We start from the raw sequence: 23,871 nt of genomic DNA, 5'->3' as shown, positions 1-23,871 counted from the left end.
CCCCCGGCCGCCGAGGTCCGGGACGCAGCCCCCGGGCGCCGGGTCCGGGGCGCAGCCCCCGGGCGGGGATGCAAGGGGCAGAACCCCCGGTCGGGGTGCAGGGGGCGGAACCCCCGGGCGGGGGTGCAGGGGGCGGAGCCCCCGCCGTCGGGGTCCGGGGCGGAGCCCCGTGGCGGGACCTGCTGTCCCACCGAGACGGGCGGGCGGGTGGGAAACAAGGGGACCGGAGTCCCCGGGACTCAACGCCCCCGCAGCGCGCGGTACCTCCCCACCAGCGCCCGAGTGGACCCGTCCAGCCCCTCCACCTCAACCCCCTCCACCAACGCGGGCTCCACCCGCTTCGCCAGCACCTTCCCCAGCTCGACCCCCCACTGATCGAACGAGTCGATGTTCCACACCGCCCCCTGCACGAACACCTTGTGTTCGTAGAGGGCGACCAACTGCCCCAGCACAGCCGGACTGAGCTCCCGCGCCAGAATCGTGGTCGTGGGGTGCCCACCCCGGAAGGACTTGTGCGCGACCAACTCCTCCGGCACCCCCTCCCCCCGAACCTCCCCCTCCGTCTTGCCGAAGGCCAAGGCCTGCGTCTGCGCGAAGAAGTTGGCCATCAGCAGATCGTGCTGAGCCTTGAGCTCCCCGCTCAGCTCCCCCACCGGCTCGGCGAAGCCGATGAAGTCGGCCGGGATCAGCTTCGTGCCCTGATGGATCAACTGGTAGTAGGCGTGCTGGCCGTTGGTGCCGGGCGTGCCCCACACCACCGGGCCGGTCTGCCACTGCACGGGTTCGCCGTCGCGCTGCACCGACTTGCCGTTGGACTCCATGTCCAGCTGCTGCAGGTACGCGGTGAACTTCGACAGATAATGCGAGTACGGCAGCACGGCGTGCGACTGGGCGTCGAAGAAGTTGCCGTACCACACCCCCAGCAACCCCAGCAGCAGCGGCACATTGGACTCGGCCGGCGCGTTGCGGAAGTGGTCGTCGACGAGACGGAACCCGTCCAGCATCTCCCCGAACCGCTCGGGACCGATCGCGATCATCAGCGACAGCCCGATCGCCGAGTCGTACGAGTACCGCCCGCCGACCCAGTCCCAGAACTCGAACATGTTGGCCGGGTCGATCCCGAACCCGGTCACCTTCTCCGCGTTGGTCGACAGCGCCACGAAGTGCCGGGCGACCGCCTTCTCCTCGCCCCCGAGCCCGGCCACCAGCCAGTCGCGCGCGGACGTCGCGTTGGTGATCGTCTCGATCGTGGTGAACGTCTTGGACGCCACGATGAACAGCGTCTCGGCCGGGTCCAGATCCCGCGTCGCCTCGTGCAGATCGGCCCCGTCGACGTTGGAGACGAACCGCACCGTCAGCTCGCGGTCGGTGTACGCGCGCAGCACCTCGTACGCCATCGCCGGGCCGAGGTCGGAGCCGCCGATGCCGATGTTGACGACGTTGCGGATCCGCCGGCCGGTGTGTCCGGTCCACTCCCCCGAGCGGACGCGCCGAGCGAAGTCGCCCATGCGGTCGAGGACTTCGTGCACCTTGGGCACCACGTTCTCGCCGTCGACCTCGATCACCGCGTCCCGGGGGGCGCGCAGGGCGGTGTGCAGCACCGCCCGGTTCTCGGTGACGTTGATCCGCTCCCCGCGGAACATGGCGTCCCGCAGCCCGAACACGTCCGTCGCCGCGGCCAGTTCCCGCAGCAGCCGCAGGGTCTCGCCGGTCACCAGGTGCTTGGAGTAGTCGATGTAGAGGTCGCCGACCTGGAGCGTGTATTCCTCACCGCGCCCCGGGTCGGCCGCGAACAGGTCCCGCAGATGCGTCCCGGTCAGTTCCTCGCGGTGCTTGGCGAGAGCGGTCCACTCGGGCGTCTGGTCGAGCCTGCCACGGCCGTCTGCGTTCATCTCGGACTTCAGCCTTTCCTAGCCGTCCTGCTGTGTCCTGCCCCGCTGCCGGTCCAACCTAGTTGATCAGGCCGTGCGGTGGCCCGTCGTCGCGCCGTCGTCCGGCACGACAACAGGTACGTCCCATCGGCGCGCGGATATCAACGAGGTGACGGCGAGGCCGAAGAGGACGGCGGCGAGGAGCGCGGGCGCGTTCAGCCCGTACACCCGCGCCGCGGCCCCGCCGAGCAGCGCGCCGAGCGGGGCGCCGGACGTCGAGGCGGTGCGGAAGGCGGCGGCCATGCGGCCCAGCATGGACTCGGGGCCGCGCTGCTGCATGAGGGTGACCTGGTTGACGTTCCACACCATGCCCATGGCGCCGAGGAGCAGCAGGGCGGGCAGGAGGGCCGCGAGGTGGCGGACGGTCCCGGCGAGCAGCAGGCACCCGGTCTGCACGGTGCCCGCGGCGATCAGCGCGCGGAGGCGGCCGGTGCGGCGCGCGATGCGCTGGGCGATGAGTCCGCCGGCGAGGCTGCCCGCGGAGTACGCCGTCATGGCGGCCGCGAATCCGGCGTCGCCCGCGTGCAGCCAGCGGGTCACGTGGAGCACGAGGGTGGCGATCAGGGCGCCCATGCCGATGTTGCACAGCAGTGTGGCCCCGCAGATCGCACGCAGGGTGCGGTCCGCCCACAGCACGCGTAGGCCCTCGCCGATCTCGGCCCGCAGGGTGCTTCCGGCCGGGCGCGGCTCCCGCCCCGGCGGCCGGGTCCGCAGGGAGGCGACCAGGGCGGCGGCCAGGAGGTAGGTGCCCGCGTCGGCCGCGAAGGGCATGAACACCCCGGCGGCCAGCAGCAGCGGCACGAACGGTCCCGCCAGCAGTCCCCCGGCGAGTTGCTGCCCGGTCATCAGCCGGGCGTTGGCACCGCCCAGCGCCTCACGGTCCACCAGGGAGGGCAGCAGGGCCGTGGCCGCGTTGTCGAAGAGCGTCTGCAGGGTGGTGAGAGCGAAGGCGAGGGCGAGGAGGAGCGTGATGGAGGCGTGTCCGAGGCCCACGGCGAGCGCGAAGGCGGCGACGAGCAGTCCGCGTACGGTGTCGACCGCCCACATAGCGCGCCGCTGGTCCACGCGGTCCGCGACGGCCCCGCCGAGCAGGCCGAACAGCAGCCACGGCACATAGGCGCAGGCGGTGACGGAGGCGACGGCCAGCGGCTCGTCCGTCAGCCGCACGGCGAGCAGGGGCAGCGCGGCGGTGCGCAGCGCGTCTCCGAACCGGGAGATCACGGCGGCGCTCCACAGCCGCCCGAATCCCCCGCGCCACGCGGGCCGCCCCAAGGCCTCCGCCGCCTGGACCGTCGTCACCGTCGTCGTCCCCCCTCACGATTCGCCGATGCACAAACCGTAGAGGGCACCACTGACAATCGGTCCGGGGCGGCCGCCGGCCGGGAGCCGGACAGGTCCGGCAGCGCGCCCCGTGGGGGCCCGGCCGGACCTCAACTCCTAGATCTCGCCGCGCAGTTTGGCGAGCGCTTCGGCGAGGATCGCCTCGCCGTCCGCGTCGCTGCGCCGCTCCCGTACGTACGCCAGGTGCGTCTTGTAGGGCTCGGTGCGCGGCGGGTCGGGCGGGTTGTCCCGGTCCTGACCGGCCGGGAAGCCGCAGCGCGGGCAGTCCCAGGTGTCGGGAACCTGCGCGTCGCTGGCGAAGCTGGGCTGCGTCTCGTGCCCGTTGGAGCACCAGAAGGAGATGCGCAGACGCGGCGCGGACTCGCCGCGCTCGGCCTCGCCCATCGGCCCCGCCCCGACCCGGCTTCCTCGGATCGCGTTGCCACTTGCCACGGTCGTAACTCCCTGCGTGATGGTGCCGCGAAACGAGTCGGCGTTTCGCTTCGCTGCGAGCGCCTCAGTCTACGTAAGGCCCAACGCGCGTCCAGTGATTGGAGTTACCGGTCCCCATACACAGACGCAAGCCCCATGATAGGCCGCGCTCAGGAGCGCGTACCGACCATGGGGCTTTACGTGCGGAATGTGCGGTCTGCGCCGCGTCAGCTGCTGGTCTTCATCAGGATGCCGAGCACGATGATGCAGGCGAGCCACAGCAGACCGATCACCACGGTGATGCGGTCGAGGTTGCGCTCGGCGACCGAGGAGCCGCCGACGGAGGACTGCATGCCGCCACCGAACATGTCGGAGAGGCCGCCGCCCTTCCCCTTGTGCATCAGCACCAGCAGCATCAGCAACAGGCTGAAGACGATCAGGGCGATCGAGAACCCCAAAACCACGGCTGGACCAACTTCCTCGGATTCGGATGGACGACGGGGCACGGTGGCAGGCCACCGTGCCCCCGCAAGGGTACGACGAATCGCCGTCGCCGCCTACTCGCAGCTCGCGGCGCTGATCAGGTCACTGATCGCGGAAGCGCACGATCTTGACGAACTCGTCCGCGTCCAGCGAGGCGCCGCCGACCAGGGCGCCGTCGATGTCGGCCTGCGCCATGATCTCGGCGACGTTGCCGGCCTTGACGGAGCCGCCGTACTGGATGCGGATCCGGTCGGCCACGTCCTGGGAGTACAGCTCGGCGAGCTTGCCGCGGACGGCCGCGCAGACCTCCTGGGCGTCCTCGGCGCCGCAGACCTTGCCGGTGCCGATCGCCCACACGGGCTCGTAGGCGATCACGACGGTCTCGGCCTGCTCGGCCGGGAGGTCCTTCAGACCGCCCTCGACCTGGGCGAGGGTGTGGGCGACGTGGTTGCCCGCCTCGCGGACCTCCAGCTCCTCGCCGACGCACAGGATGGGGGTCAGGCCGTGCTTGTAGGCGGCCTTGACCTTGGCGTTGACGATCTCGTCGGTCTCGTCGTGGTACTGGCGGCGCTCGGAGTGGCCGATCGCCACGTAGGTGCACTTGAGCTTGGCCAGCATCGGGCCGGAGATCTCGCCGGTGTAGGCGCCGGAGTCGTGCTGCGAGATGTCCTGGGCGCCGTACTTGATCTTGAGCTTGTCGCCGTCGACCAGGGTCTGCACCGAGCGCAGGTCGGTGAAGGGCGGCAGGACGGCGACCTCGACGGCCTCGTAGTCCTTGTCGGCCAGGGCGAAGGCGAGCTTCTGGACGTGGGCGATGGCCTCGAGGTGGTTGAGGTTCATCTTCCAGTTGCCCGCCATCAGGGGCGTGCGGGTGGTCATTGAGGTTCAGTCCTCCAGTGCGGCGAGGCCGGGGAGCGTCTTGCCCTCGAGGTATTCGAGGGAGGCGCCGCCACCGGTCGAGATGTGGCCGAATGCCGACTCGTCGAAGCCCAGCGTACGGACGGCCGCGGCGGAGTCGCCGCCGCCGACCACGGTGAAGCCGTCCGAGTCGACGAGGGCCTGGGCGACGGCCCTGGTGCCCTCGGCGAAGTCGGGGTGCTCGAAGACGCCCATCGGGCCGTTCCAGAAGACGGTGGCCGCGTCGGCGAGCTTCGAGGCGTAGAGCTTGCGGGTCTCGGGACCGATGTCCAGACCCTCCTGGTCGGCGGGGATGGCGTCCGCGGCGACGGCGGTGGGGTTGGCCGGGGCCTTGGTCTTCAGGTCCGGGAAGTACGGCGCGACCAGGGTGTCCACCGGCAGGACCAGCTCGACCCCGGTCTTCTCGGCGCGCTCGAGGTACTCCCTGACGGCCGGGATCTGGTCCTCCTGCAGGAGCGACTTGCCGATCTCGTGGCCCTGGGCCTTGAGGAAGGTGTACGCCATGCCGCCGCCGATGAGCAGCCGGTCGGCCTTGCCGAGCAGCTCGTCGATCACGGCGAGCTTGTCGGAGACCTTGGCGCCGCCGAGCGCGACGACGTAGGGCCGCTTGACGTCCTCGGTGAGCTTCTTCAGGACGCCGACCTCGGTGGCGATGAGGTAGCCGGCGTAGTGCGGCAGGCGGGCCGGCAGGTCGTAGACGCTGGCGTGCTTGCGGTGCACCGCGCCGAAGCCGTCGCCGACGTAGACGTCCGCGAGGGCGGCGAGGGCGTCGGCGAACTCGCCGCGCTCGGTGTCGTCCTTGGAGGTCTCGCCGGGGTTGAAGCGCAGGTTCTCGATGACGGCGACCTGGCCGGGCTGGAGGCCGTCCACGGCGTCGTGGGCGGCAGGGCCGACGGTGTCCTGGGCGAAGGCCACGGGCGCGCCCAGCAGTTCACCGAGCCGCTCGGCGGCGGGAAGCAGCGAGAAGGCCGGGTCCGGGGCACCCTTGGGGCGGCCGAGGTGGGAGGCGACGACCACCTTGGCGTTGGCCTCGGCGAGCGCCTTGACGGTGGGCAGGACCGCGCGGATGCGGCCGTCGTCGGTGATGACGCCGTCGGCGAGCGGCACGTTCAGGTCGGCGCGGACGAAGACCCGCTTGCCGTCCACGCCTTCGGCGAGAAGTTCGTCGATCGTCTTCATGGGTGGGACTCCTGGTGAGAGGGCTCTTGATCGTACGAGGGCCGGCCGGCCCGCGGGCGGGCCGGGTCCAGCCGTACGTGCGTCAGGGCCCGGACGGCGCGTCAGCGCGCCGTCCGGGCCCCAACTCGCATCGAGGTGCCTGTTTTCAGCCGATCAGAGCTGGTTGCCCACGAAGACCGTCAGGTCGACGAGGCGGTTGGAGTAGCCCCACTCGTTGTCGTACCAGCCGATGACCTTCACGTTCTTGCCCTCCTGGACCATGGTCAGGGAGGAGTCGAAGGTGCAGGACGCCGGGGCGTTGACGATGTCGGAGGAGACGATCGGGTCCTCGGTGTACTCGAGGATGCCCTTCAGCTCGCCCTCGGCGGCCTTCTGGAAGGCGGCGTTGACCTCTTCCTTGGTGACCTCGCGGGAGAGCTCGACGACCAGGTCGGTGACCGAGCCGGTGGGGACCGGGACGCGCATGGCCATGCCGTCCAGCTTGCCCTTGAGCTGCGGCAGCACCAGGGCGGTGGCCTTCGCGGCGCCCGTGGTGGTCGGGATGATGTTCTCCGCGGCGGCGCGGGCGCGGCGCAGGTCCTTGTGCGGGAAGTCCAGGATGCGCTGGTCGTTGGTGTACGCGTGGACGGTCGTCATCAGGCCCTTGACGATGCCGAAGTTCTCGTCGAGGACCTTCGCCATCGGCGCCACACAGTTGGTGGTGCAGGAGGCGTTGGAGATGACGTTGTGGTTCGCCGCGTCGTACTTGTCCTGGTTGACGCCCATCACGATGGTGACGTCCTCGTTCTTCGCCGGCGCGGAGATGATGACCTTCTTGGCGCCGCCGGCGATGTGCTTCTCGGCGTCTTCCTTCTTGGTGAAGATGCCGGTGGACTCGATGACGATGTCCACGCCCAGCTGACCCCAGGGGATGTCGGCCGGGTTGCGCTCGGACAGGACCTTGATGGTCTTGCCGTCGACGGTGATGGTGTCCTCGGTGTGCGTGACCTCCTGCTTGAGGCGGCCGAGGATGGTGTCGTACTTCAGCAGGTGAGCGGTGGTCGCGGTGTCACCCAGGTCGTTGACAGCCACGATCTCGATGTCTGCACCCTGCTCCAGCAGCGCGCGGAAGTAGTTACGACCGATGCGGCCAAAGCCGTTGATGCCTACGCGGATCGTCACGAACCGATCTCCTCGTTGGTACGCCGGTTTCGACGCCGGCGAGCTGTATGGGATGTCCCCGACCACCCCCGACCCTACCTCCCTGGAGCCCCCGAAGTGACATTCGGAGGGCCCGGAAAAGGCATGGCGGTCCGTACCCGTGAGTAGGTGTACGGACCGCCCGGAGCCGGGGCCCGATTCACTCCTTTTCAGGATGAGTGTCCGTGCATGTTGACCGCATTCATCACTCTTTCGTGCAGGGGTCGGCTCACTTGTCGAGGGCGGCGATCGAACGCCTCATGAGGGCCGCGCGGTCGGCGGCCGAGGGGAGGTGTTCGAGGCCGAAGCCGAGCAGCACCGAACGGCCCGTGGTGACCGCTCCGTAGGTCCGGAACAGGGTCCCGGTGCGGGTCCAGTCCTTGAGGGCGGCGGGGCTGCCCGGCGGCGGTCCCGGCACGCTCCACGGACCGAGGGAGGTCTCGAACCCCTCGGTCTCCCTCGCCGTGCCGCCGACCACGAGCGAGGCGTCGTCGGCGAGCACGCCGTGGCCGCCGGTGCCCGGGTCGGTGACGTAGGCGAGGGCGATCTCGACGCGCTTGCCCGCGTAGGCGCTCAGGTCGAAGACGGCCTGCTGCCAGCCGCCCGAGGAGCCGGTGAAGCTGTTCCAGCGGCCGGTGGCGCCGGTCGCCGTGCAGCCGCCGGAATCCAGGGTCAGGTAGTGCCTGAGCCAGGGGTGCTCGCCGATCAGGAACCCGGCCCCGCACTCGGCGGGCACCGCCGCACTGGTCCGGCCGCCCGCCTCGGGAAGCGTCGTCCAGTCGTCGGCGCCGACGGTGTGGATCTCCATCAGCGCGTGGTCGTAACCGGGTTCGGTGTCCCACAGCAGCCGGGTGCTCAGCGCGGGCCGGTCCGCCGCGGTCACCTGGGTGAGGTCGACGGTGCGGGCGAGCCGCTTGTAGGAGTCGTCGGTGTGCACGGCGGCCGCCATGTACGAACCCGAGTACGGCCCGTACGGGTTGACGGTCCCGGCGAAGGCGCCCGCGCCGGCGCTCGCGAACTGCGGGTACCGGGCGGCGGGCAGTTCGTCGGAGGTGACCCCGTAGGTGCCGGCCGCGTCGAGCGGGTCGCCCGGCGCGCCGGCGAGGGCGCCGCTGAAGCCGGCGAGCTTCCCTGAGCCGGTGAACCCGGTCGCGCCCGAGGTCGACGTACGCGAGTAGGCGCCCAGGTAGTACTGGCTGAAGTCGTCCGAGAGGGTGCCGTCGCCGAGGTCGACGCTGCCGCCGGCCCGCTCACCGGCCTCGATCAGCTTCCCGCCCTCGTTGAGGTAGGCGCGCAGCTGGAGCTGGGTCGGGTTGCCCGGGCCCTTGGCGCCGGAGTAGTGGACGACGGCGCGGAAGTGCTTGAGCACCCCGAGCGCGTCGGGCACGCCCTGGGTGGCGACGTCCCAGACGACCGCGCCGCGGCCGTTCGCCCTCAGCGCGTCGACGTACTTCCGCGCCTGCGTGGCGGCCACGCCCTCCTCGGCGACCACCAGGGTGCTCGCGGCGGCGCGCCGGGCCACGGTGTAGGTGAAGTGCCCGCTCGACGTCCTCTTCCCGCTCCGGGTGCGGCCGGTGAACCACACGTCGACCCTGTCGCCGGGGCGTGCGCCGCGCACCTCGGCGCGGTACTCGTCGAAGTAGAGGTGGTCGGCGCCGCCGTAGGTCGTGCCGCCCTTCCAGGGCCGCAGCGCCCTGGCCTGGCTGCGCCCGCCGTTGATCCGGTAGCGCAGTTCCTTGTCCCGCACGGACTTGCGTACGACGGCCGAGACCTCCTGGCCGGCGCCGCGGGCGTAGGAGACCGGGAAGGCGGCCGGGGTGAAGTCGGCGGCGCTCAGGCCGACCGAGGAGCTGGGCCGGTCGGGGTGGGAGGCCGTCTCGGCGACAGAGAGGGCGAAGGGGATGTTCTTCTCGAACTCCCGCTGGACGAGCTTCTCGTCGTCGGGGAAGTTGAAGACCGAGCGGCAGTCGGCGGCGTTCCAGGCGTCGCCCGGGTCGGAGTCGGAGGCGGTCTGGCAGGTCGACATCTCAGGGGTGAACATCGCCATCCCGTTGACGTTGCCCGCGTGGCCGTCCGCCTCGCCGTTGGTGGTGTAGAGCTCGGAGGAGACCTGCGAACGGTAGCCGGGGATCGCGGGGTTGTCCGGGGTGCCGGCGAGCGCCTTGTAGAGGACGTCGTCCGGGGTCGGGGTGGCGACCTGCCAGCCGACGCCGTAGAGCAGGAGTTCGGCGGCGGAGTGGTAGTTGATGCCGTACGTGAAGTGGACGCGTTTCTCGAACCGGTCGAGCGCCCGCGTCTCGGGCTCGGAGCCGGGGCTCGCGCCGCGGTAGGTCTCGCTGGTGGGGTTCGGGGACGAACCCTCGTCGTCGTAGCCCCACTTGTAGGCGAAGTTGCGGTTGAGGTCGACGCCGTCGCCGGTGGAGATGACTCCGTCGCCGTTGACGTCGCGCAGGTTCTTGCGCCACAGACGGGTGGAGGAGTCCTTGAAGGTGTAGTCGTACCCGTCGGGGTTGGCGGACAGGACGAACCACAGTTCGGTGGAGTCGACGATCTTCCTGACGCGCCGGTCGGTGCGGTAGTGGTCGAGGTAGTAGTGCATCAGCCGGCGGGTCATCTCCGGTGTGATCCACTCGCGCGCGTGCTGGTTGGACATGTACAGCACGGCAGGCTTGGAGCCGTCCCTGGTCTTCCTCGCGTCCCTGGTGAGCTTGAGCGCGAGGATGTCCTGGCCGTCGACCGTCTTCCCGATGGAGACGGCCTTGGTGAGTCCGGGGTGGGCCCGTGCGGTGCGGAGGATCTCCTCCTCGAGGCCGCCCTTGCCGCTGTAGGGACGGAACACGCCCTGCGCGGCCGCCAGCACCCGCTTGCTCGCCGTGGCCGACAGTTCGTGCTCGGTGACGTGGACGCCCTGCCTGCGCAGCGCGTCGGCCTGGGCGTCGGTGAGGTACAGCTCGACGGTGCCGCGCCCCTTTCCGGCCACCTGGGCGCCGAGTTCCTGGCCGTCCTGGCCGGCCTTGAGCAGCAGGGGTAACTGCCGCTCGGTGACGTCGGCGTGGAACACCTTCACCTCGGCCGGGTCAGGCCCGGGTGAAGTCCCGCTCCCGCTCTGGGTCTGGGCGTGGGCGACGGGTGCGAGGCCCGCTCCGCCGAGCAGGAGCGCGCCGACAGCGAGGATCGATCTCGCTCTGTGTCTCATGAAACCCCCTGGCGGTGGTCCGCCACAGCGGCGAACAGCTGCCAGGTTCATGTCACTTCTTGATCGAGTCAAGGGTGCCTCAAAGACAGGAAAACCCCACGTTTTCGGCCCCCTCACGGGCGCGCGAGTGTGGGTGGGGTGCGGCGAATGGTCTGAGCAGGAGCGGGCTTCGTGCGGAACGGCATCGCATCCCACGCTGCCATCACCAACCCACGCACACAGCGCGCCACGCGCTTCCCCACAGCGGGTCACACGCGGACGGCGGGCACGCGGGGTGCCCGCACCCCCGCCCGAAGACCGGCTGCCGGGGGCGGCGGCCGCCCCGGCCCGGCGCCCGGGGAGGGGCCGGGCGCGGGCAGGGGCTGGGGTGGTCAGCCGGCGAGGTTGTCGGCCAGTTCCTCGGTGAGGTTGGCCTCGGTGCCCGGGATGCCGAGGTCGGCGGCGCGCTTGTCGGCCATGGCCAGCAGCCGGCGAATGCGGCCGGCGACGGCGTCCTTGGTCAGCGGCGGGTCGGCGAGCGCGCCCAGCTCCTCCAGGGAGGCCTGCTTGTGCTCCATGCGCAGGCGCCCAGCGGCGGCGAGGTGCTCGGGCACGTCGTCCCCGAGGATCTCCAGGGCGCGCTGGACCCGGGCGCCGGCCGCGACGGCCGCGCGGGCCGAGCGGCGCAGGTTGGCGTCGTCGAAGTTGGCGAGCCGGTTCGCCGTGGCGCGGACCTCGCGCCGCATCCGCCGCTCCTCCCAGGCCAGCACGGACTCATGGGCGCCGAGCCGCGTCAGCAGCGCGCCGATGGCGTCACCGTCACGGACGACGACCCGGTCCACCCCGCGCACCTCGCGGGCCTTGGCCGCGATCGACAGCCGGCGCGCCGCGCCGACCAGGGCCAGGGCCGCCTCCGGTCCCGGGCAGGTGACCTCCAGGGAGGAGGAGCGGCCGGGCTCGGTGAGCGAGCCGTGGGCGAGGAAGGCCCCGCGCCAGGCGGCCTCGGCATCGCAGGTGGCCCCCGAGACCACCTGCGGGGGCAGGCCGCGGATCGGGCGGCCCCGGCCGTCCACGAGCCCGGTCTGGCGGGCCAGCTGGTCGCCGCCCGCGACCACGCGCACCACGTAGCGCGAGCCGCGGCGCAGACCGCCGGGCGCCATCACGATCAGCTCGGAGCTGTGACCGAAGATCTCCAGGATGTCGCGCTTCAGACGCCGCGCCGCCATCGCGGTGTCCAGTTCCGCCTCGATCACGATGCGCCCGCTGACCAGGTGGAGGCCGCCGGCGAACCGCAGAATGGCGGAGACCTCCGCCTTCCTGCAGCAGGTCCGGGTGACGGGGAGCCGGGAGATCTCGTCCTTCACCGCTGCCGTCATCGCCATGGGCCGATCCTTCCATGCATCCGAAAAATACGGTCGTACGCGGCGGCCAGCAGCTCCGGGTCATGCCGCGGAGTTCCGTCCCTCCGGGCCACCGGCGCCAGCTCGACCGCGGCGCCGAACCGCTTGGCGGCCTCGGTGAGGACTTCGCGGTCGGGCACGGCGGCCTCGTCGGCCAGCACCACGTCCAGGGCGAGTTTAGGGGCGTGTCGTCCCAAAACCTCCAAATGACGCTGCGGGGAGAAGCCGTCGGTTTCTCCCGGCTGCGGGGCGAGGTTCAAGGAGAGCACCCGGCGGGCCTTGGTGGCCGTGAGGGCGTCGAGCAGCTCGGGCACCAGCAGGTGCGGGATGACCGAGGAGAACCAGGAGCCGGGGCCGAGCACCACCCAGTCCGCGTCCAGGACCGCGGCGACGGCCTCGGGGACGGCGGGCGGGTCGTGCGGCACCAGGTGCACGGACTGCACCTCGCCCGGGGTGAGCGCCACGGTGGCCTGGCCGCGGACGGTGTCGACGTCCTCCGGCCGGTCCGGGTCGTGCCCCTTGACCAGGGCCTGGAGCTCCAGCGGCACGGCGGACATGGGCAGCACGCGCCCGTGCGCGCCCAGCAGCTTGCCGACCAGGTCAAGGGCCTGGACGTGGTCGCCGAGCTGCTCCCACAGGGCGACGATCAGCAGATTGCCGACCGCGTGGTCGTGCAGGTCGCCCTGGGAGGTGAAGCGGTGCTGGATGACGCGGGACCAGGTCTGGCCCCAGTCGTCGTCACCGCACAGCGCGGCCAGCGCCTTGCGCAGGTCACCGGGCGGCAGCACGCCCAGTTCGGCGCGCAGGCGCCCGCTGGAGCCGCCGTCGTCGGCCACGGTGACGACGGCGGTGAGATCGCCGGTGATCCGGCGCAGTGCGGCGAGCGAGGCGGACAGGCCCATGCCGCCGCCGAGGGCGACCACTTTGGGCTGGGCGCCGCGGCGGCGCGGCCGGCCGCCGCGCGCCTCGGCGGGGCGGGCCTGCCGCCCCTCGGTCGCCTGACGGGCGGCACGTCCCTCCGGCACCACCCGGCGCAGCCTGCTCAGCCGCGGCGTACGTCCGGTCACTCGCGCCCCATGTCCCGGTGGACGACGACGGTCTCCACACCCTCGGCCGCGAGCCGCGCGGCGAGCTTCTCCGACATGGCCACCGAGCGGTGCTTGCCGCCCGTGCAGCCGATGGCGACGGTCACGTAGCGCTTGCCCTCGCGGCGGTAGCCGGCGGCGATGAGCCGCAGCAGCTCGGCGTACCGGTCGAGGAACTCCTTGGCGCCGGGCTGGTTGAAGACGTAGGCGGCGACCTCCTCGTTGAGGCCGGTATAGGGGCGCAGCTCCGGGACCCAGTGCGGGTTGGGCAGGAAGCGCATGTCCGCGACGAGGTCGGCGTCGACCGGCAGGCCGTACTTGAAGCCGAAGGACATGACGGTGGCCCGCAGTTCTGGCTCCTCCTCGCCCGCGAACTGGGCGTCCATCTTGGCGCGCAGCTCGTGCACGTTGAGGCTGGAGGTGTCGATGACGAGGTCGGCGTCGCCGCGCAGTTCCCGCAGCAGCTCGCGCTCGGCCGCGATGCCGTCGACGATGCGGCCGTCGCCCTGGAGCGGGTGCGGCCGGCGGACCGACTCGAAGCGGCGCACGAGGGCGTCGTCGGAGGACTCCAGGAACACGATCCGCCGGGTGACGTGCTTGGCCTCGAGGTCGGCGAGGGACTCGCGCAGGTTGTCGAAGAAGCGGCGGCCGCGGACGTCGACGACGACCGCGATCCGGGCCACGTTGCCCTGCGAGCGGGCGCCGAGCTCCACCATGGTGGGGATCAGCGCGGGCGGCAGGTTGTCGACCACGAACCAGCCGAGGTCCTCCAGGCACTTGGCGGCCGTGGAGCGGCCTGCGCCGGACATGCCGGAGATGATCACCAGCTCGGGGATGGCCGCGTCGGGGACCCCGGCCGTGTCGATGCCCGTACTCACCTGTGCTCCGTCTTCCTGGACCGCGTGCTGCCGCTGATCCTCGCGTGTTTCCCCGTGAGCCTGATCTCGGTCCGCTGTGGGCCGCGGTTCGTGCTCGGTCATGTCTCCTGCCCCCGTCGCTCGTCCGGGGCGCCCGTGGGCACGGGCTCCCCTGGGGCACCCGCCGTCGTTTCGGGTGCCGTCTCTTCCACGTCTTCCATGATCTCTCCAGTCGCCGTGTTGACGGCAGGTGCGGCCGGGACCGCCTGGGCGAGGGCCACGGCGATCGTCTCGGCCGTCTTGCGGCCTATGCCGGGCACCTCGCGGATCTGGTCGATTGTGGCGGACCGCAGCTTCTTCACCGAGCCGAAATGCTTGATCAGCGCCTGTTTGCGTGTCTCGCCGAGGCCGGGTACGTCGTCCAGGGGGCCGGCGCGGAAGCGCTTGGCCCGCTTGGTGCGCTGATAGGTGATGGCGAAGCGGTGCGCCTCGTCGCGGATCCGCTGGAGCAGGTACAGCCCCTCGCTGCTGCGGGGCAGGACCACCGGGTCGTCCTCGCCGGGCAGCCAGACCTCCTCCAGGCGCTTGGCCAGGCCGCACACCGCGATGTCGTCGATGCCGAGCTCGTCCAGGGCCCGCTGGGCGGCGGCGACCTGGGGCCGGCCGCCGTCGACGACGACGAGCTGCGGCGGGTAGGCGAAGCGCTTGGGGCGCCCGTCGTCCTCGGTGAGCGTGTTCACGGAGCCGCCGGACGGGCCGGCGGCGGCACCGGGCAGACCGTCGGGGGCGGCACCGTCGGGGGCGGCTTCGGACGAGCCGTCCGTGGACGGATCGCCGTCGCCGGCCCACTCGCCGGTCCTCTCCTTCTCGGCCAGGTAGCGCCGGAAGCGGCGGGTGATCACCTCGTGCATGGAGCGGACGTCGTCCTGGCCCTCGAAGCCCTTGATCTGGAAGCGCCGGTACTCGCCCTTGCGCTGCAGACCGTCCTCGAAGACGACCATGGAGGCCACCACGTCGTCGCCCTGGAGGTGGGAGATGTCGTAGCACTCGATCCTGAGCGGGGCGCTGTCCAGGTCGAGGGCCTCGGCGATCTCCTCCAGGGCCCGCGAACGCGTGGTGAGGTCGGAGGCGCGCCTGGTCTTGTGCAGCACGAGCGCCTGCTGGGCGTTGCGCGCCACCGTCTCCATCAGGGCCTTCTTGTCGCCGCGCTGCGGGATGCGCAGGGACACCGCCGAGCCGCGGCGGTCGGTGAGCCACTGCTGCACCGGCTCCACGGGGTCCGGCAGGGCGGGGACGAGCACCTCCTTGGGGACGGCGTCGCCGCTCTCCTCGCCGTACAGCTGCTGGAGGGCGTGCTCGACCAGGGCGCCGGTGGTGACGTCCTCCACCTTGTCGGTCACCCAGCCGCGCTGGCCCCGCACCCGTCCGCCGCGCACGTGGAAGATCTGCACGGCGGCCTCCAGCTCGTCCTCGGCGAGGGCGATGAGGTCGGCGTCGGTCGCGTCGGCGAGCACGACGGCGTTCTTCTCCATGGCCTTCTTCAGGGCCTCGATGTCGTCGCGCAGGCGGGCCGCCCGTTCGTACTCCATCTCCTCGGCGGCCGCCGTCATCTCCTTCTCCAGGCGGCGCAGGTAGGTGCCCGTGCGGCCGGCCATGAAGTCGCTGAAATCCTCGGCCAGTTCGCGGTGGTCCTCGGCGGAGACACGGCCGACGCAGGGGGCGGAGCACTTGCCGATGTAGCCGAGCAGGCAGGGGCGGCCGGTGCGGGCGGCGTTCTTGAACACGCCGGCCGAGCAGGTGCGCACGGGGAAGACCCGCAGCAGCAGGTCGACGGTGTCGCGGATGGCCCACGCGTGCGCGTACGGCCCGAAGTAGCGCACGCCCTTCTTCTTGTGGCCGCGCATCACCTGCACGCGCGGGAACTCCTCGTTCATCGTCACCGCGAGGTACGGATAGCTCTTGTCGTCGCGGTACTTGACGTTGAACCGGGGGTCGTACTCCTTGATCCAGGAGTACTCCAGCTGCAGCGCCTCGACCTCCGTGGACACCACCGTCCACTCCACGGACGCGGCGGTGGTGACCATGCTGCGGGTGCGCGGGTGGAGGTTCGCCAGGTCCTGGAAGTAGTTCGCCAGGCGCTGGCGCAGGCTCTTCGCCTTTCCGACGTAGATCACCCGGCGGTGCTCGTCACGGAACCTGTAGACCCCGGGAGAGTCCGGAATGTCTCCCGGCCTGGGGCGGTAGCTGGAGGGGTCGGCCATGTCTCACACCCTACTGGCGGGGGCCGACACGGCGGTGAGCCTGTGGACAACCCGGACGACACCGCGCCACCGGCCGTACGAGGGTACGGCTACACGCTGTGACCAGGTCTCTTCGCCCCGTCCCCGCGTCATGGGGAGCCGTGCCCGGCGCCTGCGGGCCGGGGGTGCGGAGTCGGCCAGGAGTGCACCGCTGTCGGGTCTCAGGTGTTGTCGGGACTAGGTCAACACGCTTCAATGCGTGGGAACTCGGGGCCGTGAAGGACGGCGCGGGACGTGAGGGCAGCCCTCCCCCGCGCCGGGACGGCCCCGACGACCCGCGCACGGCCCGACCAGCCGCCGCACCTTCACAGAAAGGCCCGTGCATGCCGCACGCCACTCAGCAGGCGGACATCGTCACCGCGGAACTGGACACGGCCCTCAAGGGCGGACCCTTCCATGTGGCGCTGCGCGCCGCGATCGCCGCCCGTGGACTGCCGCTGCAGCGCGTGCAGCACCATCTGACGCGCTACGGGGTGAGGGTGGGGGTGACCAGCCTGAGCTACTGGCAGCAGGGCGCCCGGCGCCCGCAGCGTCCGGAGTCGCTGCGGGCGGTGCGGGCCCTGGAGGAGATCCTGCACCTGCCGGACGAGTCGCTGATCCGGCTGCTGGCCGAGACCGGGGACCGCTCCTCCGGCCGGCGGTCCGCGTTCCGCTCCTACCGCTCGCTGGTCGAGGCCTCGGACGTCTCACGGCGGCTGCTGGCGGAACTGGACGCCCCGCTCGACGACGGCCTGCACACCCTCGGGCACCACGAGCGGGTGCGGATCGGGCCGGTGCGCGAGCTCGCGGAGCGGGAGTCGCAGCACATCGTGCGCGCGCACCGGGACGGGGTGGACCGCTTCGTGGCCGTCCACCACGGCGACCCGGGCTGCGCACCGGAGCGGATGACGGTGCACGCCCTGGAGAACTGCCGCACGGGACGCGTGCGGCGCCACCACGAGACGGGTCTGCTCGTGGTGGAGCTGCTCTTCGACACCCGGCTGCGAGCCGGCGACACCTTCCTGTTCCGCTACGGAGTCGAGGACGGCACCGCGGGCGTGTCGCGCGAGTACGTCCGCGGGTTCGGGGCCGCGGGCGGCCAGTACGCGCTGCAGGTGCGCTTCGACGCCGGGGCCCTGCCGGTGAGCTGCCACCGGTTCACGCAGAACTCGGCGGCGGCTCCGCGCAGCGGCCGCCAGGAGCTGCCGGTGAGCGAGCGCCACCGTTCGGTCCACCTGGTGGAGCCGCGGGTCCGGTCGGGCATCGTGGGGATCGGCTGGGACTGGGACTGAGAGCCGTCCCGCACCGGGACGGGGGGTGTCGGCCCTGGCCCCCTTGCCCCTTGTCAGGCGCCGGGGCCCGCCACGATCTTGCCGCCCTCCGCCCGCACGGGGAGCGAGGCCAGCGGGTCGGTGGCCGGTGACCGCACCACCTTGCCGGTGGTGGCGTCGAACTCGCTGCCGTGACAAGGGCAGACCAGGGTCGTCCCCTGAAGCTTGTTGATCGGGCACCCCGCATGCGTGCAGATCGTGCTGAACGCCTTCAGGGCGCCGCTCGCGTCCCGGCTGACGACGACGTTGTGGTCCCGGTACAGCTTGGCGCCGCCCTTGGGGACCTCGCTCTCGGCACCGAGGCCGACCGGCGCCGTGGGGGTCGCGGGCGCCGAGGTGCCGCCGCCCGGTCCGCAGGCGGCGAGCCCGAGGCCGGCGACCGGTGTGACGGCCGCCCCGCGCAGGACGGTACGACGGCTCGCGGAAGGACGGCCCGGCATGAGGATCTCCCCTGGTCAAAGGTGGCTGCGGGCCGACGATACCGCCGCTGGGCGGAGCGGAAGCGGGCGGGGCCGTTGCGCGTAAACGTTTGCGCAAGCGTTTACGCGCGGCCGCCGATGCGATACGTTCCCCGCCACGGGGCCCGCGCACCCGTCGCCGTACGCGGCACGCCGTCACGGCGCTCTCAGCGGGCCGCAGGGAATCCGAGAGGCGGAAGACGATGCCCACCATGGCCGACGTGGCGAGGAGCGCCGGAGTCTCCGTGGCGACCGTCTCGCACGTCCTGAACGGCACCCGGCCCGTGCTCCCCCACACCCGCCAGGCGGTGCTCGACGCGGTCGAGGAGCTCGGCTACACACCGAACGGTCTGGCCCGTTCCCTGGTGACCTCCCGCACCCGCTCCATCGGCCTCGCGGTCTCCGCGATCAGCAACCCCTACTTCACGGAGATCCTCCAGGGGGTCGAGGCGAGCGCCCTGGAGCACGGGTACAGCCTGCTCATCGCCGACCCGCACGACGACCCGGTGCACGAGCTCAGGGCGGCCCGGCTGCTGCACGAGCGCCGCGTGGACGGCATGATCGTCGCTCCCTCCGCAGCGCCGCGCGAACTCGTCGCCCACCTCGCCCGGCACGCCGTGCCGACCGTGTTCCTGGACAGGCTCGTCGACACCGGGGCGATCACCGGGGCGGCCGGTCCGCCGTACTTCGACCAGGTCTGCGCGGACAGCGCCGAACCCACGGCCCAGCTGGTCACCCACCTCACCGGCCTCGGCCACCGCCGGATCGCCCTCGTCGCGGGGGCGCCCGGCCTCAGCACGAGCAGCGAGCGGATCACCGGCTACCGGCACGGACTGGCCGCCGCCGGACTCCCCCACGACGAGCGGCTCGTGGTGCACGGCGACTCCACCGCCGAGGGCGCCGAACGCGCCACCGAGGCCCTGCTGTCCCTCGCCGTGCCGCCCACGGCACTGGTCACGGCCAACAACGCGATGACCATCGGCGCCCTGCGCGCCCTGCGCGGGCACGGCCTGTCGGTGCCCGACGACATGGCGCTGTGCTGCTTCGACGACTTCGACTGGGCCGAGCTGTTCTCGCCCCGGCTGACCGCGGTCGCCCAGCCCGCCAAGGAACTCGGCGCCCGGGCGGTCGGGCTGCTGCTGGACCGCCTCGGCGCCCCGGACAGGCCCCCGCAGACCGTGCGCCTGCCCTGCACCTTCGTCCATCGCACGTCCTGCGGCTGCCCCGGGCAGCCCGAGAAAGGAACCCGCTCGTGATCGTCGTCGCCGGTGAGGCCCTGATCGACCTGGTACCGCAGGGCACGGGCGCCCTCGCGCAACTCAAGCCGGCGCTCGGCGGCGGCCCGTACAACACGGCCGTCGCGCTGGGCCGCCTCGGCTCCCCCACGGCCTTCTGCTCACGGACCTCCGAGGACGCCTTCGGCGAGGCCCTGCTCGACGGACTGCGGCGGGCGGGCGTGGACGTCTCCGGGGTGCAGCGCGGCCCCGAGCCGACGACGCTGGCCGTCGCGACGGTCGACGCCGGCGGTTCGGCCGCGTACTCCTTCTACGTCGACGGCACCGCGGACCGCCTGTTCACGGCCCCCGCCGGGCTGCCCGAGGGCACCCGCGCGGTGTCCTTCGGCACCTGTTCGCTGGTGCTGGAGCCGGGCGCGAGCGCCTACGAGAGGCTGCTGCGGGCCGCTGCCACCGAGGGCGTGTTCACCGCGCTCGATCCGAACGTCCGCCCGGGGCTGATCGCCGACGCGGACGCCTACCGGGCGCGATTCCGGGGCTGGCTGCCCTCGGTGTCGCTGCTGAAGCTGTCGGAGGAGGACGCGCGGTGGCTGGGCGGCAGCCCGTGCGAGTGGCTGGCCGCCGGCCCCTCGGCGGTCGTGATCACTCACGGCGGCGACGGGCTCACCGCCCATGTGCGGGGCGGCGCGCAGTACTCCGTGCCGGGCGAGAAGGTCGACGTCGTCGACACCATCGGCGCGGGTGACACGGTCAACGCCGCCCTGCTGCACGGCCTGTCCGTCCGTGACGCCCTTTCCCCGGAAGGGATCGCGGGCCTCGGTGCCGAAGGCTGGCGCGGGCTGCTGCGGTTCGCGGCCCGTGCGGCGGCGGTCACCTGTTCCCGCGCGGGCGCGGAGCCGCCGTACGCCTCGGAGGTGGGCGAGCCCTAGGCCCGGTCGCCCGGGCCCGGTCGTCCTGGCGCCTGCCCCGCGCACCTGCTCCGGGCGTACAGGCGTATGTACGGCGGGCGGCCCCGTGGATGAAACCACGGGGCCGCCCGCCGTACCAGTACCGCCTGCTCAGGCCTTGCGCGTGCGCGTGGCCTTCTTGGCGGGTGCGGCCTTCTTGGCAGCGGCGCTGTTCACCGTCTTGGCGGTGGCCGTCCGCCGTGCCGTCGACGCGGCCGCGACGGCCTTCTTGGCGGCGGTCCTGCGCGGGGTCTTGACCGGCTCGGCGTCGCTGATCCGGTCTGCGCCCAGGATCTCGCGCAGGAACTTGCCGGTGTGGCTGGCCGGAACGCCAGCCACCTGCTCGGGGGTTCCCTCGGCGACCACCAGGCCGCCGCCAGCGCCGCCCTCGGGTCCCATGTCGACGACCCAGTCGGCCGTTTTGATCACATCGAGGTTGTGCTCGATGACGATGACCGTGTTGCCCTTGTCGACCAGGCCGGACAGGACCTTCAGCAGCTTGCTGATGTCCTCGAAGTGCAGACCGGTGGTCGGCTCGTCCAGGACGTAGACCGTGCGTCCGGTGGAGCGGCGCTGCAGCTCGCTGGCGAGCTTCACGCGCTGTGCCTCACCGCCGGACAGGGTGGTCGCGGACTGGCCGAGCCGGACGTAGCCGAGGCCGACGTCCTTGAGGGTCCTGAGGTGGCGGGCGATCGCCGGGACGGCCTCGAAGAAGTCGGTCGCCTCCTCGATCGGCATGTTCAGCACGTCGGCGATGGACTTGCCCTTGTAGTGGACCTCCAGCGTCTCCCGGTTGTACCGGGCGCCGTGGCAGACCTCGCAGGGGACGTAGACGTCCGGGAGGAAGTTCATCTCGATCTTGATGGTGCCGTCGCCCGCGCAGTTCTCGCAGCGGCCGCCCTTGACGTTGAAGGAGAAGCGGCCGGGCAGGTAGCCCCTGACCTTCGCCTCGGTGGTCTCGGCGAACAGCTTGCGGATGTGGTCGAAGACGCCGGTGTACGTCGCCGGGTTGGACCGCGGGGTGCGGCCGATGGGCGACTGGTCGACGTGCACGACCTTGTCGACGAGGTCGTCGCCGTCCACGCGCGTGTGGCGTCCCGGCACATTGCGCGCGCCGTTCAGCTCGCGGGCCAGGTGGGTGTAGAGGATGTCGTTCACCAGCGTCGACTTGCCGGATCCCGAGACACCGGTGACGGCCGTGAAGACGCCGAGCGGGAAGGACACGTCGATGTCCTGGAGGTTGTTCTCGCGGGCGCCGTGGACCGTGAGCTGCCGGGCCGGGTCGCGCGGGCGCCGGATGTCGGGCAGCGGGATCGACTTCTTGCCGGACAGGTACTGGCCGGTCTGCGACTCGGCGTTGGCGAGCAGTTCCTTCAGGGAGCCGCTGTGCACGACCTTGCCGCCGTGCTCGCCGGCGCCGGGGCCGATGTCGACGACCCAGTCGGCGACCTTGATGGTGTCCTCGTCGTGCTCGACGACGATGAGCGTGTTGCCCATGTCCCTGAGCCGGACCAGCGTTTCGATCAGCCGGTGGTTGTCGCGCTGGTGCAGGCCGATGGACGGCTCGTCGAGGACGTAGAGCACCCCCACGAGGCCGGAGCCGATCTGGGTGGCCAGGCGGATGCGCTGGGCCTCGCCGCCGGAGAGCGTGCCGGCCGCGCGGTTCAGCGAGAGGTAGTCCAGGCCGACGTCGACCAGGAACCGCAGCCGCTCGTTGACCTCCTTGAGCACGCGCTCGGCGATCTTCTTGTCGCGGGCGGTGAGCCTCAGCTCGCCGAGGAACTCCGCGCAGTCGCTGATGGACATGGCGGAGATCTCGGCGATCGACTTGCCCATGAGGGTGACCGCGAGGACGACGGGCTTGAGGCGGGTGCCCTCACAGGTGGGGCAGGGCACCTCGCGCATGTAGCCCTCGAAGCGCTCGCGGCCGGCGTCGCTCTCGGCCTCGCTGTGCCGGCGCTTGACGAAGGGGACCGCGCCCTCGAAGGGCGTGGTGTAGACGCGCTCGCGCCCGTACCGGTTGCGGTATCGGACCTCGATCTGGGTCTTGTGGCCGTACAGCAGGGCCTTCTTGGCGCGCTGGGGCAGGCCCGCGAAGGGGATGTCGGTGCGGAAGCCCAGCGCGTCGGCGAGGGCACCGATCAGGCGGCCGAAGTAGTCCTTGGTGTGCCCGTGCGACCAGGGGTGGATCGCGCCCTCGTCGAGGCTCTTCTCCACGTCCGGGACGATCAGTTCGGGGTCGACCTCCATGCGCGTGCCGATGCCGGTGCACTCGGGGCAGGCGCCGAAGGGCGAGTTGAAGGAGAAGGAGCGGGGCTCCAGTTCCTCGAACGACAGGTCGTCGTAGGGGCAGTACAGGTGCTCGGAGTACATGCGCTCGCGCTCGGGGTCGTCCTCGGGGAGGTCGACGAAGTCGAGCACGACCATGCCGCCGGAGAGCCCGAGGGCGGTCTCCACGGAGTCGGTCAGGCGGCGCTTGGCGCCGTCCTTCACGGTGAGGCGGTCGACGACCACCTCGATGGTGTGCTTCTCCTGCTTCTTCAGCGTGGGCGGGCTGGAGAGCTGGACGGTCTCGCCGTCCACGCGCGCGCGGGAGTAGCCCTTGGTCTGGAGGTCGGCGAACAGGTCGACGAACTCACCCTTGCGCTCGCGCACCAGCGGCGAGAGCACCTGGAAGCGGCTGCCCTCCGGCAGCTCCAGGACCCGGTCGACGATCGCCTGCGGCGACTGTCGCGAGATCGGGCGGCCGCACTCGGGGCAGTGCGGCTTGCCGATGCGGGCGAAGAGCAGGCGCAGGTAGTCGTAGACCTCGGTGATGGTGCCGACCGTGGAGCGCGGGTTGCGCGACGTCGACTTCTGGTCGATGGAGACCGCCGGGGAGAGGCCCTCGATGAAGTCGACGTCCGGCTTGTCCATCTGGCCGAGGAACTGCCGGGCATAGGAGGAGAGCGACTCCACGTAGCGCCGCTGACCCTCGGCGAAGATGGTGTCGAAGGCCAGGGAGGACTTGCCCGACCCGGACAGGCCCGTGAAGACGATGAGCGAGTCCCGAGGCAGGTCGAGCGAGACGTTCTTCAGGTTGTGCTCGCGCGCGCCACGGACGATGAGACGGTCGGCCACGCCGGTCCGCACCTTTCTTGAGAGAAGTGACAGGGGCGGGGCCCCCGTGCTTTCTCAGACTAGGGGGAGCCACTGACAACGCCGGGGGGGATTCCCGGATGCGCCTGGATGGTCAACAATCCCCGGCCTTCCAGCATGCCCGACGCCGCCTCCGACCTTATAGCACGCGCATTCGATTTACGGGCACGGTCGGCCACCTTCACCCGAACGTGTGGCCCGGCTAGGGTCGCAGTCATGATTGATCACGTACGCGACCTGGAGTCTGTGCGCAGCGCCACCGAGCGACTGCTGACCGCAGCCGCCAAGCTGGACAACGCCGGTGTGACCGACCAGTCACGGCTTCCCGGCTGGACCCGGGGTCATGTCCTCGCCCACCTCGCCCGCAACGCGGACGCTCTCGTGAACGTCCTCGAGGGACGTCCCATGTACGTCTCCGGCGAGGCCCGGGACGCCGACATCGAGCGGGACGCCCCGCGTCCTCTGGAGGCCCAGCTCGCCGACGTGCGCGAGAGCGCGGCCCGGTTCCAGGAGGCGGGTGCCGC

18 protein-coding genes are annotated in these 23,871 nt (G+C 71.5%); 4 read left to right on the top strand and 14 right to left on the bottom strand.

Translation table 11 applies throughout. The features are described from left to right. Positions 1 to 239: 239 nt before the first annotated feature. The 12 genes from pgi to uvrC all read right to left on the bottom strand — a co-directional run bounded on the left by pgi (position 240) and on the right by uvrC (position 16,220). Positions 240 to 1,892 carry a glucose-6-phosphate isomerase gene (gene pgi / locus IE249_RS03090; RefSeq protein ID WP_189703186.1) on the bottom strand — a complete coding sequence of 551 codons (1,653 nt, stop codon included), beginning with the start codon at positions 1,890 to 1,892 and terminating at the stop codon, positions 240 to 242. A gap of 66 nt (positions 1,893 to 1,958) precedes the next feature. Further along, positions 1,959 to 3,230 (bottom strand): MFS transporter, encoded by a 1,272-nt coding sequence (locus tag IE249_RS03085; RefSeq protein WP_189703185.1) that lies wholly within the window; start codon positions 3,228 to 3,230, stop codon positions 1,959 to 1,961. A 138-nt stretch (positions 3,231 to 3,368) separates the two neighbouring features. After that, positions 3,369 to 3,704 carry an RNA polymerase-binding protein RbpA gene (locus tag IE249_RS03080; RefSeq protein WP_003957010.1) on the bottom strand — a complete coding sequence of 112 codons (336 nt, stop codon included), beginning with the start codon at positions 3,702 to 3,704 and terminating at the stop codon, positions 3,369 to 3,371. Positions 3,705 to 3,910: 206 nt separating this feature from the next. Next, the gene (gene secG / locus IE249_RS03075) at positions 3,911 to 4,147 is read right to left on the bottom strand and encodes a preprotein translocase subunit SecG (protein WP_100569504.1); all 237 of its coding nucleotides are present in this window, start codon (positions 4,145 to 4,147) and stop codon (positions 3,911 to 3,913) included. Between the two features lie 121 nt (positions 4,148 to 4,268). Beyond that, the gene (tpiA, locus tag IE249_RS03070; RefSeq protein ID WP_189703184.1) at positions 4,269 to 5,045 is read right to left on the bottom strand and encodes a triose-phosphate isomerase; all 777 of its coding nucleotides are present in this window, start codon (positions 5,043 to 5,045) and stop codon (positions 4,269 to 4,271) included. Positions 5,046 to 5,051: 6 nt separating this feature from the next. Beyond that, on the bottom strand, positions 5,052 to 6,263 hold the full coding sequence (locus tag IE249_RS03065; RefSeq protein WP_189703183.1) for a phosphoglycerate kinase: 1,212 nt from the start codon (positions 6,261 to 6,263) through the stop codon (positions 5,052 to 5,054). 153 nt (positions 6,264 to 6,416) lie between these two features. Further along, positions 6,417 to 7,424, bottom strand: a complete 1,008-nt coding sequence (gene gap, locus IE249_RS03060; protein ID WP_189703182.1) for a type I glyceraldehyde-3-phosphate dehydrogenase — start codon at positions 7,422 to 7,424, stop codon at positions 6,417 to 6,419. 247 nt (positions 7,425 to 7,671) lie between these two features. After that, positions 7,672 to 10,638: a M14 family metallopeptidase gene (locus tag IE249_RS03055; RefSeq protein ID WP_189703181.1), complete on the bottom strand. Its 2,967-nt coding sequence runs from the start codon at positions 10,636 to 10,638 to the stop codon at positions 7,672 to 7,674. Between the two features lie 371 nt (positions 10,639 to 11,009). Further along, the gene (gene whiA, locus IE249_RS03050) at positions 11,010 to 11,999 is read right to left on the bottom strand and encodes a DNA-binding protein WhiA (protein WP_043499846.1); all 990 of its coding nucleotides are present in this window, start codon (positions 11,997 to 11,999) and stop codon (positions 11,010 to 11,012) included. Beyond that, positions 11,990 to 13,084 (bottom strand): gluconeogenesis factor YvcK family protein, encoded by a 1,095-nt coding sequence (locus IE249_RS03045; protein ID WP_189703180.1) that lies wholly within the window; start codon positions 13,082 to 13,084, stop codon positions 11,990 to 11,992. The genes whiA and IE249_RS03045 overlap by 10 nt, the downstream gene beginning before the upstream one ends. Further along, positions 13,081 to 14,082, bottom strand: coding sequence for an RNase adapter RapZ (gene rapZ / locus IE249_RS03040; RefSeq protein WP_189703179.1), 1,002 nt, complete (start codon positions 14,080 to 14,082; stop codon positions 13,081 to 13,083). The genes IE249_RS03045 and rapZ overlap by 4 nt, the downstream gene beginning before the upstream one ends. Beyond that, a complete protein-coding gene (gene uvrC / locus IE249_RS03035) occupies positions 14,079 to 16,220 on the bottom strand; it encodes an excinuclease ABC subunit UvrC (protein ID WP_189703178.1) in 2,142 nt (713 codons plus the stop codon). The genes rapZ and uvrC overlap by 4 nt, the downstream gene beginning before the upstream one ends. Before the next feature lie 362 nt (positions 16,221 to 16,582). On the opposite strand from uvrC, the gene IE249_RS03030 reads away from it, so the two are divergent. After that, positions 16,583 to 17,530 carry a hypothetical protein gene (locus tag IE249_RS03030; protein WP_189703177.1) on the top strand — a complete coding sequence of 316 codons (948 nt, stop codon included), beginning with the start codon at positions 16,583 to 16,585 and terminating at the stop codon, positions 17,528 to 17,530. A gap of 53 nt (positions 17,531 to 17,583) precedes the next feature. Here the strand turns inward: IE249_RS03030 and IE249_RS03025 are convergent, their stop codons facing one another. Further along, a complete protein-coding gene (locus IE249_RS03025) occupies positions 17,584 to 18,009 on the bottom strand; it encodes a Rieske (2Fe-2S) protein (protein WP_189703176.1) in 426 nt (141 codons plus the stop codon). Positions 18,010 to 18,230: 221 nt separating this feature from the next. Here IE249_RS03025 and IE249_RS03020 point away from each other — a divergent pair, with 221 nt between their 5' ends. Both IE249_RS03020 and IE249_RS03015 read left to right on the top strand, forming a co-directional pair. Further along, a complete protein-coding gene (locus IE249_RS03020; RefSeq protein WP_189703175.1) occupies positions 18,231 to 19,283 on the top strand; it encodes a LacI family DNA-binding transcriptional regulator in 1,053 nt (350 codons plus the stop codon). Further along, positions 19,280 to 20,191 (top strand): carbohydrate kinase family protein, encoded by a 912-nt coding sequence (locus tag IE249_RS03015; RefSeq protein ID WP_189703174.1) that lies wholly within the window; start codon positions 19,280 to 19,282, stop codon positions 20,189 to 20,191. Before IE249_RS03020 ends, IE249_RS03015 begins: the two co-directional genes overlap by 4 nt. Positions 20,192 to 20,320: 129 nt before the next feature. Here the strand turns inward: IE249_RS03015 and uvrA are convergent, their stop codons facing one another. After that, positions 20,321 to 23,329: an excinuclease ABC subunit UvrA gene (gene uvrA / locus IE249_RS03010; protein WP_189703173.1), complete on the bottom strand. Its 3,009-nt coding sequence runs from the start codon at positions 23,327 to 23,329 to the stop codon at positions 20,321 to 20,323. 234 nt (positions 23,330 to 23,563) lie between these two features. On the opposite strand from uvrA, the gene IE249_RS35975 reads away from it, so the two are divergent. Next, on the top strand, positions 23,564 to 23,871 hold a 308-nt coding region (locus IE249_RS35975; protein WP_229857304.1), incomplete at its 3' end, for a maleylpyruvate isomerase family mycothiol-dependent enzyme.

The organism is Streptomyces anandii JCM 4720, assembly GCF_014650655.1.
GTDB lineage: Bacteria > Actinomycetota > Actinomycetes > Streptomycetales > Streptomycetaceae > Streptomyces > Streptomyces anandii.
The sequence above is the reverse complement of the archived record's forward strand: the minus strand, read 5'-3'. Positions and strand labels throughout refer to the sequence as shown.